This is a genomic window from Streptomyces sp. NBC_00223 (genome assembly GCF_036199905.1).
Taxonomy (GTDB): Bacteria; Actinomycetota; Actinomycetes; order Streptomycetales; family Streptomycetaceae; genus Actinacidiphila.
In genome coordinates, this window is sequence record NZ_CP108109.1 from 5,958,773 (window position 1) to 5,971,897 (window position 13,125).

9 protein-coding genes are annotated in these 13,125 nt (G+C 70.4%); 8 read left to right on the forward strand and 1 reads right to left on the reverse strand.

Going from position 1 to position 13,125, the window contains the following annotated elements:
* Positions 1-122: 122 nt before the first annotated feature.
* The 8 genes from OHA30_RS25460 to OHA30_RS25495 all read left to right on the forward strand — a co-directional run bounded on the left by OHA30_RS25460 (position 123) and on the right by OHA30_RS25495 (position 9,843).
* The gene (locus tag OHA30_RS25460) at positions 123-422 is read left to right on the forward strand and encodes an STAS domain-containing protein (protein ID WP_328916198.1); all 300 of its coding nucleotides are present in this window, start codon (positions 123-125) and stop codon (positions 420-422) included.
* 782 nt (positions 423-1,204) lie between these two features.
* The gene (locus tag OHA30_RS25465; protein WP_405786055.1) at positions 1,205-3,868 is read left to right on the forward strand and encodes an ATP-binding protein; all 2,664 of its coding nucleotides are present in this window, start codon (positions 1,205-1,207) and stop codon (positions 3,866-3,868) included.
* 681 nt (positions 3,869-4,549) lie between these two features.
* Entirely contained in the window at positions 4,550-5,386 is an 837-nt protein-coding gene (locus tag OHA30_RS25470; protein ID WP_328916200.1) for an ABC transporter substrate-binding protein, read from the forward strand.
* Entirely contained in the window at positions 5,386-6,489 is a 1,104-nt protein-coding gene (locus tag OHA30_RS25475) for an amino acid ABC transporter permease (protein WP_328916201.1), read from the forward strand. The genes OHA30_RS25470 and OHA30_RS25475 overlap by 1 nt, the downstream gene beginning before the upstream one ends.
* 3 nt (positions 6,490-6,492) lie before the next feature.
* On the forward strand, positions 6,493-7,242 hold the full coding sequence (locus tag OHA30_RS25480; protein WP_328916202.1) for an amino acid ABC transporter ATP-binding protein: 750 nt from the start codon (positions 6,493-6,495) through the stop codon (positions 7,240-7,242).
* A gap of 147 nt (positions 7,243-7,389) precedes the next feature.
* Positions 7,390-8,190: an acetoacetate decarboxylase family protein gene (locus tag OHA30_RS25485; RefSeq protein ID WP_328916203.1), complete on the forward strand. Its 801-nt coding sequence runs from the start codon at positions 7,390-7,392 to the stop codon at positions 8,188-8,190.
* A gap of 78 nt (positions 8,191-8,268) precedes the next feature.
* Positions 8,269-8,958 (forward strand): GntR family transcriptional regulator, encoded by a 690-nt coding sequence (locus OHA30_RS25490; protein WP_328916204.1) that lies wholly within the window; start codon positions 8,269-8,271, stop codon positions 8,956-8,958.
* Positions 8,959-8,994: 36 nt separating this feature from the next.
* The gene (locus OHA30_RS25495; RefSeq protein WP_328916205.1) at positions 8,995-9,843 is read left to right on the forward strand and encodes an SDR family NAD(P)-dependent oxidoreductase; all 849 of its coding nucleotides are present in this window, start codon (positions 8,995-8,997) and stop codon (positions 9,841-9,843) included.
* A 73-nt stretch (positions 9,844-9,916) separates the two neighbouring features.
* On the opposite strand, the gene OHA30_RS25500 is transcribed toward OHA30_RS25495, so the two are convergent.
* Positions 9,917-13,111, reverse strand: coding sequence for a glycosyl hydrolase family 18 protein (locus OHA30_RS25500; RefSeq protein WP_328916206.1), 3,195 nt, complete (start codon positions 13,109-13,111; stop codon positions 9,917-9,919).
* Positions 13,112-13,125: the final 14 nt, after the last annotated feature.

A 13,125-nucleotide genomic window follows, 5' to 3' on the forward strand; every position in this document is an offset into this window, starting at 1 on the left:
ACTTCTCTATACGACGGACCGTCAGTTGTGTGAAGACAGACGGATTCGTGCCGTCTTGACGGCGGTCCTTCGTACCGTCCCACGGCGGTCACGGTGCACGCCATCGCTTCCGGGGAGTGACTATGCACATCAGGGGCGACCACGCCGAGCTGGTCGTCGGGGGGCGCCTCGACGTCCGCAGCGCGGCGGACGCCCGTACGGCACTGCACACCGCGGTCGACTCCGGCCGCGGTGACCTCGTCCTCGACCTGACCGAGCTGGACTCCTGGGACGCGACCGGCCTCGGCGTCATCATGGGCGCGCACCGGCGCGCCGGGCGCGTCAACCGGAGGCTGGTGCTGCGCGGGGTGCCGCCGCAGATGCAGCGACTGCTCATCGCCACCCGACTGCATCGAATCCTCGCGATCGAGGCGGAAAGGTGACGTAAGGGCGGCGCGGGACCCCCGGCCCTTCATGGATACTGTGCGAGCCTCTAGAGTTTGCGCATCATGGCCAGGAGGCGTGCCACCCCGTACGCCGGAGAAGGGAATCGGGCCGTCCGCCGCGCGGGCACACCGTGGCCCGAGGAAGCTCCCGTATGTGACGCACCTGGGGGGCGTACGACATGGATCAGCGTACCGGCGAGCAGTTCGACTCTGTCGGAGATCCCGACGAGGGCGCTTCCCGGGGTTCCGCGGGGACCGGGGAGCCGGGGGCCGTCGGCGCGGAGGTCGAGCGGTTCGACGCGTTCGGGGCGGGTGGGCCGGGGGGCGTGCCGGATTCCGGAGCCGGGCTCTTCGCGGACACCGCGGGTCCTTCAGGTCCCGTCGGTCATGTCGGTCCGGCCGGTACGGGCTCCGACGCCGGGCGTACGGACTTCGGGGCCCCTGCCGCTTTTGACACGACCGCCGTCGTGAACCCCTTCGCCGCGGTCGCCCGCGTCGAACCCAGGGGCAGCTTCGACGGCTTCGCCAACGGCTCGGGCGGCCGTACGGGCGCTGTCTCAGCCTCCGCTTCCGCTTCCGCCGAAGGCCATGCGCCCGCCGGCCGTCCCGCGCCCGCCCCCCGTGGCAGCTTCGACGCCTTCGCCGTGGGCAATCTGCGCCCGGCGACGGAACACCCGGCAGTCGGGATGGGCGGCGGCCCGGCGGGCGGTCCGGTGGGCGGCGGCAGCGCACTGCCCGCCCTGCGCGCCGCGGGCGAGACCTCGCTGTTCGACAGCACGATGCCGCTGCCCAAGACCGCCCGCCCGGCCCGCGACCCGTTCGCGCCCGAACTCGGCACGACCACCGGCGGCGGCTCCGCCCGCGTCCGGCGCGTGGTCACCTCCGACTACCTCCTGACGATCAATCCGGTCGACGGCACCGAGGTCATCACCTGCCCGCCCGAGGAGCGCCCGACCCCCGTCCGCCGCACCCGCGAGGAGCGCGCCGCCCGGATAGCCGCGGCCCGCCCCACGCCGCCGCCGGGCCCGCCCGCCCCCGAACTGCCCCTGCTGGAGCGCGACGAGGAGCGCGAGCGGCTGATCCGGCTGCTCGCGCGCGGCCGTTCGACCCGCGTCACCGGCCCGTCCGGCGCCGGCCGTACCAGCCTGCTGGAGTCCGTCGCCAACGCCTGCGGCGACCTCGCCCCCGACGGTGTGCTCTGGCTCTCCGGCTACCGCCGTACCGCCGCCGACGTGCTCCAGGACCTCTACGCCGTGGTCTACGGCGGCGAGGGCCACCGTCCCGGCCGCGCCGAACTGCCGGAACTGCTGCGGGAGGTCGGCGCCGTCGTCGTCCTGGACGACCTGGAGTTCGGCGGCGCCGCGCTGGAGGAACTGCTCGCCGCCGCGCCCGAGTGCGCCTTCCTGATGTCGGCCACCCCCGATGTGCCCGCGCCCGCCGCCGACTCGATGGTCGAGGAGGTCTATCTGGCCGGCCTGACCCGGGTCGCGTGCCTCGACCTGCTCCAACTCGTCGCCGGACGGCGGCTGGAGGAGGACGAGACGGCGTGGGCGGCGGACCTCTGGTTCGAGTCCGAGGGCCTGCCGCTGCGCTTCGTCCAGGCAGGCGCGCTGCTCCGGCAGCGGGACGCGCTGCGGCAGCCGGTCGACCCGGACTGGGACGACTCCGTGTGGGAGAACGGTTCGCCCGCGGCGGCCCTGCCGCCGGCGCCCGAGATACCCGACCTGTCGGCGTTCGACGGACCCGGTGACGCCGACAGCGGTCCGACCGGTGGGTCCGTACCCGGCGGGTCGGCAGCCGGCGGGCTCCTGCCCGTACCGGCCTCCGCATCCGTACCGCCGCCCCCGCGCCCGCGACTGTCCGCCGCCGATGTGCCGCTGCCGTCGCTCGCGGAGAGCGCCGCCCCCGCCGATCTGCTCGCCTCCCGGCTCAGCGAGTCCGCCCGTGAGGCGCTGGCCTTCGCCGTGGCCCTGGACGGGGAGTGCCCGCACGCGTCCCATCTGCCCGCGCTCGTCGGCGACACCCACGGGGACGCGGCGCTCGGCGAACTCACCGCCGTCGGGCTCGCCGTCCCCGTCGCCTCGCACTTCCGGCTGGCCGCCGGGGTCGCCCAGCACCTCGCCGTCGCCCTCGCCGACGAGGGCGAACTGTCCGACGTCCAGGCGCACACCGCCGCCCTGCACTACGCCTGGTGGTCCGGGCACCCCTCCGTCACCCCCGAACGCTGCGCCGCCGAGGCCGAGGCGATCCTCGCGGCCATGGCCGCCTGCCGGGACGGCGGCCACCCCGGCGCGGCCGTGCTGCTCGCCCGTACGGTCGCGCCCGCGTTCGCCGCGGCGCTGCACTGGGGTGCGTGGGAGCGGGCGCTGCGGGTCGGCCAGGAGGCGGCCCGGCTGAGCGGGGAGGTCGCCGAAGAGGCGTACTTCCTGCACGAGTTGGGCGTACTCGCGCTGTGCACCGGCAACACGGACCGGGCGCGGGCCGAGCTGGAGGCGTCCATCGCGCTGCGCGGGGCGCTCGCCGACCGGCAGGGGACGGTGGTCGGCCGCCGTACGCTCGCGCTGGTCAACGACCGTGCGCCGACGGCCGGTTCGGGCCCGCTCGAACTCCCGCCGGGCGCCGCCGATGTGACGGCGCCACTGCCGGAGCTGGGCCCGGGGGTGCCGCCGGTGGTCATCACCAAGCAGCCTCCGGGGAGCGGTCCGGGCGGTCCCGGCGTACGGCGACTGGCGGTCGTCGGTACGCGCCGCAACCTCGTCGCCGCGGGTACGGGCGTGGTGATCGCGGCGCTGCTCGGCACGATCGTCACCGTCGGGCTGACCTCGGGCGGCGACGACGACCCTCCCCACCAGGTCAAGCCGATCGAGTCCGTCCAGCAGGACGCGCCCGACGAGACGACGCCGCCGACGGACGACGGCACGCCGACGGTGCCGTCGTCGTCCGCGACGACAACGGCGTCGCCGACGGACACGGCAACGCGATCCACCCCGCCGACGGCGGTCGCCGGAGGCGATCTGTCGAGCCCGCCCGACACCCCGGGCACCCCGACGCCCACTGCGACGACCGCGGGTTCCACGAGCGGCGGGCACTCGACGACGGGCGGCGGCAAGGGTGGGACCACCACGTCGGGTGGCAGCACGTCGAAGGGCGCGACGTCCAGCGGCGGTTCGTCGTCCGGCTCGTCGGCGGGCGCGTCCGCGGGTACGACGTCGGGGTCGTCCTCCGGCACGACCACGGGCACGACGAGCGGTTCCACGACGGGCGCGTCCGGCGGCACGACGGCCGGTCCGACCGGCGGGACCACGACGTCCGGTTCGACGTCGTCCGGTGGCACGACGGCCGGTCCGACCGGCGGCACCACCACGTCCGGCGGCGCGGACCCCTCGGGCGGTACGGAAGCCGGCGGGGCCGACTCGTCCGGCGCGGCGGGCAGCGGCACGTAACGCGCGCCCGCGCCGGGCCCGGGGCGGAGCCGATACGGGCACGTCCCCTCTCCGCGCACGTGCCGCCCCCGCGCGGGGGCGGCACGTGCGCTCCTCTGCCCGCGCGTGAGTGCACCGCGCGGGCGCGCATCCCGCCGCTGCGGGGGAGCTCCCGCTCTCTGCACACGGGCCGCCCCGCGTGGGCGGCACCCCCGCGCCCCCTCACCCGGCCGTGCGTGTTGCCCTCGCGCGGGGGACGCGCCTGCGGCTTCTCAGCGCGGGTGAGTGCACCGCGCGTGAGCGCATCCCGCCGCTGTGGGAGAGTTCCCGCGCTCAGCACACGAGTTGCCCCCGCGTAGGCAGAGCACCCCCGTGCCTCCTCAACCCGCGCGGGCGGCGCCCCCCGCGCCTCCTCAACGTGCGTAAGTGCGGACCGTTCGGCCGGCGCCGTCGGGGGCCGTGAGGGCCGACGAGCCGCCAGTGCGAGTGGCGTTGCCCCGCAGGGGGGATCACGAAACGGCCACTTTCAGCCAACCTCTGTTCAGCTTCCGGACCGCCGTGTAGCGTGACGCGCACATCACTGACATGTCAGTAGCATTTTAATGATGTGGAAGCTTCGGAGCCGGCCCGGCCGGCGCTGATCACGTCCTAACTACGAGGTGAGACATGAAGAAGTGGCTCAGGTACAGCAGCTCTGTCGCAGTGGCTGCGGGACTGATCGCGCTCGCCGGCTGCTCGGGCGGACAGAGCACGGACGCCGCGCACAAGGGCAGCGCCTTCGGGGACTGTGACGTCACGAAGAACCCTCCGGTCCACAAGATGAACACGATGAAGGACGACGTCCTGACCGTCGCCGCGTCGCTGCCCTACCCGGCCGGATACCGGGGCAACACGCTCGACTCCGTCAACGGAGGCTATATGTACTGTCTCGACGCGGAGATCGCGAACCGGGCCGGTCTGAAGAAGATCAAGCTGGTCAACGCCTCCTTCGAGGCGCTGGTGACGGCCAAGGCGTCCAACTTCGACTTCGCCGTCTGGGACATCTACAACACCCCGGAGCGGCGCAAGGTCGTCGACTTCGCGACGCCGTACAACACCTACGAGACCGGCGTCCTGGTCAAGACCGGGTCCAAGCTCACCCAGTCCTCGATCAAGAACGCGACCGTCGGCGTACTGGCCGGATCCGTGCAGTTGAAGTTCGTCAACGAGACCCTCAAGCCCCACCAGGTCCGGGTCTTCAACTCCAACGACGACCTCTTCAACGCCCTCCTCGCGGGCCAGATCGACACCGCGCTGAACGACACCGCGACCGTCATGCCGCGCGCCGCGAAGTCGGACGGAAAGCTCTCCGTGATCGGCAAGTACCCGGTCGGCGGTGACGTCGCCGCGCTGTTCTCCAAGGGATCGCCGAACGTCAAGGTGGTGGACCAGATCCTCGCCGACATGAAGAAGGACGGCACCCTGGACGCGATCATGAACAAGTGGCTCAACCCGATCCTCGGTGGCGACCCGCACCAGCTCCCTGACTGGAGCGCCTGATGACGCGGAGCCTCACCTCCGGCGGGCCGGTGCGTACGGCCTCGCCCGACCGCGGGGAATCCGCCCCCGCCCTGCCCCTGAGCACCTCCGGTTATCTCGGCGGCGCGGCGGTCCTGGCCCTGCTGACCGTCGTCCTGAGCTACGGGTTCGTCGGCACGGCCTTCTCGCTCGGCAAGCCGGCCCATCTGCTGCTCGGCGTCCTGCTTCCCGTACTGATCCTCGGCGGCCCGGTGCTGACCGCCTACCGCCGGAGCAAGCAGTCGGAGGAGGACTGGAAGGAGGGCCGCCACGCCGAGGCCCGGGTGGCGGCCGCGCGGTCGAGGAACGCCTCGGTCAGCTCGCTCGGCCTGACCGGCTTCATCGCCATCGTCGCCCTGGCCGGCACGCTCGTCTTCACCAACCACGGGGCCGTCCAGAAGACCTTCTTCAACGGCTCGTACATGGTGAAGAGCCTCGGGGACATCTTCGGGGCGCTCGTCATCAACATCGAGATCGCGGTCGGCGCCCAGATCCTGGCCATGGTCTTCGGCCTTCTGCTCGCCATCGGCCGGCTGCTGCCCGACAAGGGGTTCTGGCCGGTACGGGCGCTGTGCATCGCGTACATCGACATCTTCCGCGGCATCCCGTCCGTGGTGCTGATCTACCTCGTCTGCTTCGGTCTCCCGCTCACCGACGTCCCCGTCCTGAGCAAGGGCAGCGCCGTCGTCTACGCCATCGTGGCCCTGGCCCTGACCTACAGCGCCTACAACGCGGAGCTGTTCCGCTCGGGCATCGAGTCGATCAACAAGGGGCAGACCGCGGCGGCGCTCTCGATGGGACTGTCGCAGCCCGACGTGCTCAGGTTCGTGGTCCTGCCGCAGATGTCGCGCAACATCGCCGCCCCGATGCTGAGCCAGTTCATCGGCCTGCAGAAGGACACGGCCCTGGTGATCGTCGTCGGCATCATCGACGCGTTCAGCCAGGCGAAGATCTACTCGGCGAACGACTTCAACCTCTCCGCCGTGACAGCCGTGTGCTTCGTCTTCGTCCTCATCACCATCCCGCAGACCCGCCTGGTCGACTACCTCCTGGCACGGTCCGGCACCAAGCTGAGGAAGGTCTGAGCCATGACGAACGCATTCGTGGAGCTGGACCGGGTCACCAAGAAGTACGGCGACAACACCGTCCTCGACCAGGTGGACCTCGACGTCCGGCGGCATGAGGTCGTCACCCTCATCGGCGCCTCAGGATCGGGCAAGTCGACCCTGCTGCGCTGCGTCAACGGACTGGAGACGATCCAGGGCGGCACGATCTCGCTGGGCGGCGACATCGTCTCCGGCGAGGGCGTCGACCTGGTCAGACTGCGCCGCCGGGTGGGCATCGTCTTCCAGAGCTTCAACCTCTTCCCGCACATGACGGTGCTGCGCAACTGCACGCTCGCGCCCGTCCGCGCGGGAGTCGCCGACAAGGCCCAGGCGGAGGCCGACGCCCGCGTCATGCTGGAGCGGGTGGGCCTGAAGGAGAAGGCCGGCGCCTATCCGGACCAGCTCTCCGGCGGTCAGCAGCAGCGCGTGGCCATCGCCCGCGCGATGCTGATGCGGCCGGAAGTGCTCCTGCTGGACGAGATCACCTCGGCGCTCGACCCCGAGCTGGTCATCGAAGTGCTCAACCTGGTCCGCGAGTTGGCGGACGACGGCATCACGATGATGATGACGACGCACGAGATGCCGTTCGCCCGCGAGATCTCCTCCAAGGTCTGCTTCCTGCACAAGGGGACGATCCTCGAACAGGGGCCGCCGCAGCGGATCTTCGGGGAGCCGAAGACGCCCGAGCTGAAGACGTTCCTCCGGAAGATCCAGGAGGCCGGGCGGGACTGACCGCCTGACGCCGACCCGCTTGCGGGGTCCGTCCGCCGGGCCCCGACCACCCCTGTTGCCCGACCACCCCTGTGCCCGACCGTCGGGGCGTGTCGCCCGCGCCCTCCGGGCCACTCCATGACCACCACTCACGACTGAGAATCGATGATGACGAAGAACTATGACGTGAAGGACTACTTCAAGTACCTGGGCTACCCGAGCGGAGACCAGCCGTACTGGTCCGAGAACCTCCGCAGCCTGTCGGTCTACTGCCGCGGCGACATCGCCAACCTCGAAGCGCTGCTGGCGCCGACGCCGTTCGAGCCGGCCGACGACCGCTTCGTCGTACAGATCGCGGACTTCGGCAACGCCACGCCGGGCGCCTTCTACGACTCCGGCGTCGTCATCCCCGTCCTGTACAAGGGCCGCAAGGCGGTCACCTACTTCTTCGAGTTCGAGGACCAGCAGTGGAGTGTGGCCTTCGGCCGTGAGGTCTGGGGCTACCCCAAGCACTACGGCGAGGTCGAACTCACCGACAGCGCCGACCTCGTGGCCGGTACGGTACGGCGGGCCGGCCGGCAGATCTTCGGCATCTCGATGACGCCGGAGGAGGGGTACTCCAACGCGGCCTGGGCCGACATGTCGCTGTATCCGCACTTCCAGGTGCACGCGCTGCCGGAGGCCAACGGGCCCGGCTTCAAGACGTTCGAGATCGTCTCCCGCGACACGTCGAAGGACTTCGTCCTCAAGAGCAAGACCTTCGGTCCTGCCGAGGTCGAACTCAGCGACGTGCTGTCGGTGGACGGCGTGGAACTCAAGCTGGTCGAGGTGCTGGGCGGGGAGTTCTCCGTCGGGGACTACGCGTGCACCGTGGAGAACGGCATCTCCACCGTGATCGACGATCTGCTGGCCGGCGGCGGGACCGCGGCCGATGGTGCCGTCGCAGCCGATGAGGGCGCCGCACCGTAACGAATATCCTGCACGCACACATCCCTCGGTGGCGTTCCGGGCCAGTCCGGAACGCCGCCCGCAGAGAGGTTGGACACCTTGTGTTCTGCGTATGTCGCCGACGGTCGACCGGCCAAAGACGAAGCCTCGGCTCCGAACCTGCTCAGTGACTCCGCCTATACGACGCTGTGTTCGCGTCTCGTGCGGTGCGAGATCATGCCGGGCGAGCGGCTCAGCGAACCGAACCTGCGCAGCAGTCTCGGCGTGGGGGCCTCACCCGTGCGGGAGGCCATCAGACGGCTCGAGTTCGAGAAACTCGTGGTGATCTACCCCCGCAGCGGGACCTATGTCACCGACATCGCGCTCAAGGACTCCCGTTCCGTCACGGAACTGCGCCTCGAACTGGAGGGGTTGGCCGCCGCGCTGGCCTGCGGTCGCGGATCCGTCGCGGAGAAGGAACAGCTGACCGCGCTCGCCGAGCAGCAGTTCGGGACGGACGACCTCCAGGAGTGCATCACCCTGGACTCGGCCTTCCACCGCAGCATGTACCGGATGACGCGGAACGACTACCTGACGACGGCCGCGGAGATCCACTTCAACCTCGCGCTGCGCCAGTGGTACTTCTGCTCGAAAGTCGTGAAGACCCCCGACTGGACCGGGGTCGACCACCGGCCGCTGGCGGCCGCGATCGCGGCGGGGGACGCGGCGGCGGCGAGCGAGCATGTGCGCGAGCACGTACAGCACGACTCACGGCAGGTCGTGGAAATACTGACCGATTACGGGCTGTAGCGCCCGCATCCCCCGTACCGAGGAGCACCACCACCCATGCAGGCCGACCACTCGTCCCCCTCCTCACCCGCTTCGCTGCTCTCGCTGTTCTCGCTGGACGGACAGACCGCGTTGGTCACCGGCGCTCCCGGGGGACTGGGCCGCGCGCAGTCGCTGGCGCTGGGCGCGGCCGGCGCGAGGATCATCGCGTCGGACCTCGACCTCAAGGCCGCGGAGGAGTTCTGCGCGGTCCTCGCAGACCACGGCGTGGACGCCATACCGCTGGAACTCGACGCCACGTCGCTGGAGAGCATCGACGCGGCGTTCGCCCTGCTGGCGGAGCGCGGCGACACACCGGACATCGTGGTGAACAACGCGGGGGTGTCCCTGCGGAACAGCGCGCTGGAGGCGACGCCCGAGGAGTTCGACCTCACGCTGTCGGTGAATCTGCGCGGGACGTACTTCATCGCGCAGCGGGCGGCGCGGGCGATGAGCGGGCGCGGGGCCGCAGGCGCGGGTGGTGAGGAGGCTGGTGGCGGGCGTGGCGGGCGGATCATCAACCTGTCCTCGATCGGCGGCCTGGCCGTCGACGGCGAACGCTCGTCCGTGTACGACGCGTCGAAGGCGGCCGTCGTCCAGGTGACGAAGAACATGGCCTACGAGTGGGGCAAGTACGGGATCAGGGTCAACTCCATCGCCCCCGGCTATATGCGCACGGCGATGACCTCGGACCTCATGCCGGACCGCGAGGCGGAGAACCAGGTCGTCCGCAGCCACATCCCCCTCGGCCGTATCGGCGAACCCGAGGACCTGAGCGGCGCGGTCCTCTTCCTCGCGTCCGAGGCGTCGTCCTACGTCACGGGCCACACCCTCGCGGTGGACGGCGGCTGGCTCGCCTCCATCTGACGGGGCTGACAGAGCTGACCGGGCGCGGGCCGTTGGGGAAGCGGGCCCGCGCCCGGTCCGGAGTGGATCGGGGTCAGGGGGCGGGGATCAGGCCGGTGGCCGCGGTGACCAGGGTGGCGTTCGCGTCATCGGCTTCGAGGGAGTACATCATGATGCCGCCCAGGTGCCTGTCCTTGATGTACTGGCGTTTGGCGGTGAGCGAGTCGGGCGACTCGATGCTCCAGAAGTTGGTCCCGTCGTAGACCCAGGAGGACTTGGTCTGGGGGTCGTAGTGCAGGTCGACCAGTTTGCCCGCCGCCTCCAGCTCCTTGTACATGGCGACGCCGTCCTGCTGGGAGTACGGGAAGGGGTCGGTCGGACCGGTCGCGGACTGGTACAGGCCGTCGGTGCCGCCTTCCGGCACCCCGGTCCAGCCACGCCCGTAGAGCGGGACGCCCAGGCTGAGCTTCGAGGCGGGGAGGCCGTGGATGAGGTAGTTGTCGACCGCGTCGTTCGCGGTGAACCCGATGCCCGCGGCCGGGCTGGCCGGGGAGTCGTACAGCGGGGCCTGGAAGTTGGTGGGGCCTTCGGTCTCCCAGGCGCCGTGCATGTCGTAGGTCATGATGTCGGCCATGTCGAGGCTGTTGCCGAGCGAGCCCACGTCGATCTTGTCGATGTCGGCGGGACCGGAGGGCAGGGCCGCGGTGAGCTGGTAGTGGCCCTGGCCGAGAGCGTCGAGCTGGTGGCGGAACTCGGCCAGCAGCAGGGTGAAGTTCTCGGTGTCCTGCGCGCTGATGTGGTTTCCGGCGTGGCCGTTCTCGCTGCCGGGGAACTCCCAGTCGATGTCGAAGCCGTCGAAGATGCCGGCGGCCACGCCCGTGCCGCCGGCCGGGTCGTCGCCGAGCTGGGGGAGGTTGCCCTTGATGTACATGTCGATGCAGGAGCTGACGAACTTCTGCCGGGAGGCTTCGGTGGCCGCCACGTCGGAGAAGTACTTGGCGTAGGTCCAGCCGCCCAGTGAGACGGTCACCTTGAGGTTGGGGTACTTGGCCTTGAGCTTCTTGAGCTGGTTGAAGTTGCCCTTCAAAGGCTGGTCCCAGGCATCGGCCGTGCCGTCGATGCTGTTGTCCGCCGTGTAGCCCATCTGGTAGTCCGCCCAGGCGTCCGAGGCACCGTCGTTCCCTGTCGTGTCGCTCTCGTCCGACGAGCCCGCCTGGTTCGCGGCGAAGCAGGTCAGATCCACCGGGTCGATGTTCTCGAACGCGTACGTCAGCGTCGTCAGCCGCCCCGCGATCCCCTCCGTGTCCAGGTTCTTCACATAGAACTCGTTGGCGTAGACGGACCAGCTGGGGAAGTACGCCGTGCGCTGCGCGGGCGCCCCGGGGTCGGGGATCACGGAGAGGTCGCTGCCGTCCCTGCCCCAGTCCTGGTCCGGCTCCGGTACCCCGGTCGGGTCGAAGGAGCCGAAGATGATCTGCTGGCTGGCCGTGGCAGTGCAGTTCTCGACGTCGAAGTCGCCGTTGTTGGGGTTGTCGGGAGAGCCCGCGATGTCCATGCACAGATCCGGCGCCGCGCGGTTGTGCAGCAGCACCGTGCTGTTGAGGAGCCGTTCGCCCACCCACTGCTGACTGTCATGGTTGTCGCAGACGTCCAGCTCCAGTTTCTTCCCCGCGGCGACGGAGTCGTCACCACCGTTGACGTCCAGACAGAGGTTGGGGGCCGCGGTGGCCTTGAAGACCGCCGTCACGCCGTCCAGCCAGACCGGGAGCATGCCCTGATTGGAGTATCCGGTGCGGTGGAAGGAGACGACCTTCGTGCCGTTCGTGGTTCCGGCGTCCTTCGCGCTCGCCACACCGCCGGCCTTCAGGCTCTCCAGGACCACGGCGTTCGGGAAGGACTCCCGCAGGTCGTACGCGGAGGTGTCGGCGTCGACGGACGCCTCGGCGGGGGTGAACATCCAGCGCTCGTTGGGAGTGTTCTGGCACTCCCAGAGGATCACGTCCTTCACGGTGCTGGGGTCGGTCTGGCCGCCCTTCACGTTCAGGCACAGGGAGGCGTCGTACTCGCTGTGGACCTGGTACTCGTCGTTGCCCATGTACTCCAGGCGGAAGCGCTCCCAGATCGAGTCGCCGCAGTCGTCGAGTTTCACACTCCAGGAACTGCCGCTCTGCTGCGGCAGAAGACAGCGGTTGCTCTGTTTGCCCCTGATCCGGATGGAGTTGTCGTTGTAGGCGTCGATCGTCCAGCTCTGGTTGTCGGCGCCGTTGCGCCTGCTGGAGACGATCTGTGTCCCTACGGCGGTCCCGCCCTCCTTGGCGTCGATCAGACCGCCGGACTGCACGCTCTCGATGGTCCTGCGCTCGGTGAACATCGGCGTCGGTTCCGCCGCCGCCCGCAGCTGGCCGATGTTGACCGCGTAGTGGTCGGAGCTGGCTCCGGCCATCCGGTTGACCTGGACGCCGTTCTGGTTCTGCGAGGAGACGGCGTAGTCCAGTTCGTTCCCGGACTGCTGGGTCGGGACCCCACTGGCGTAGATCCGTGCCCCGCCCGGGATGTTGGCCCCGAGGCTGCCCGGCGTGCGGTTGAAGTCGCCCAGGGCGATCCAGTGCTCGCCCAGGCCACGTCCGGTGACGAAGGCGCTGATGTTCGCGAGGAGACCGGGAGCGTCGTTGCCACCGCCCGACAGGGCGTGCAGCGTGAAGTACCAGGTGTCACCGAACCGCAGGCCCAGGGTCGCCCGGGGGCCCTGGGTGCCGGCGACTCCGTTCTGCGGGTCCGGCTCCACGTAGAACGGATTGGGCAGGGCCGCCACGTCGTCGGCCGCCCGCTGGGTGACCATGGCGACGTTGACCCGGCCGCCGTGGTAGTCGCTCTGGCCGTTGCGGTCGGTCTGGAGGAAGTAGATGTCGAAGGCGCCGGCGCCGGTGTTCCACAGGCTGTGGCGCACCCCCGTGGGCCGCATGGCCTGGGGCAGCCGGTCCTCCCGCAGGTTGGCGGCGACATTGTTGCCGGAGTTCGCCAGGCCGGCGCCGTGGATCAAGTCGACGATGTCCCCCGGTGGGCTGGCGCCCGCTTCCTGGAGCGCGACGATCTCGGCCCGCATGGCGTAGTTGCGGATGGTGGTGGTCCATTTGCTGTCGACGCCCGTGGACGCCCCCTGCATGTTGTACGTGATCAGCGGCTTGTCGCCGATCACGGCGGTGGCGGGCGGGGCCACCAGCAGCCCCGCGCCCAGCGCGGCCACCACAGCGACCGCCAACAGCCGCCAGCGGGCGAACAGTCGGGCCACCGCGCCCCCGGGCC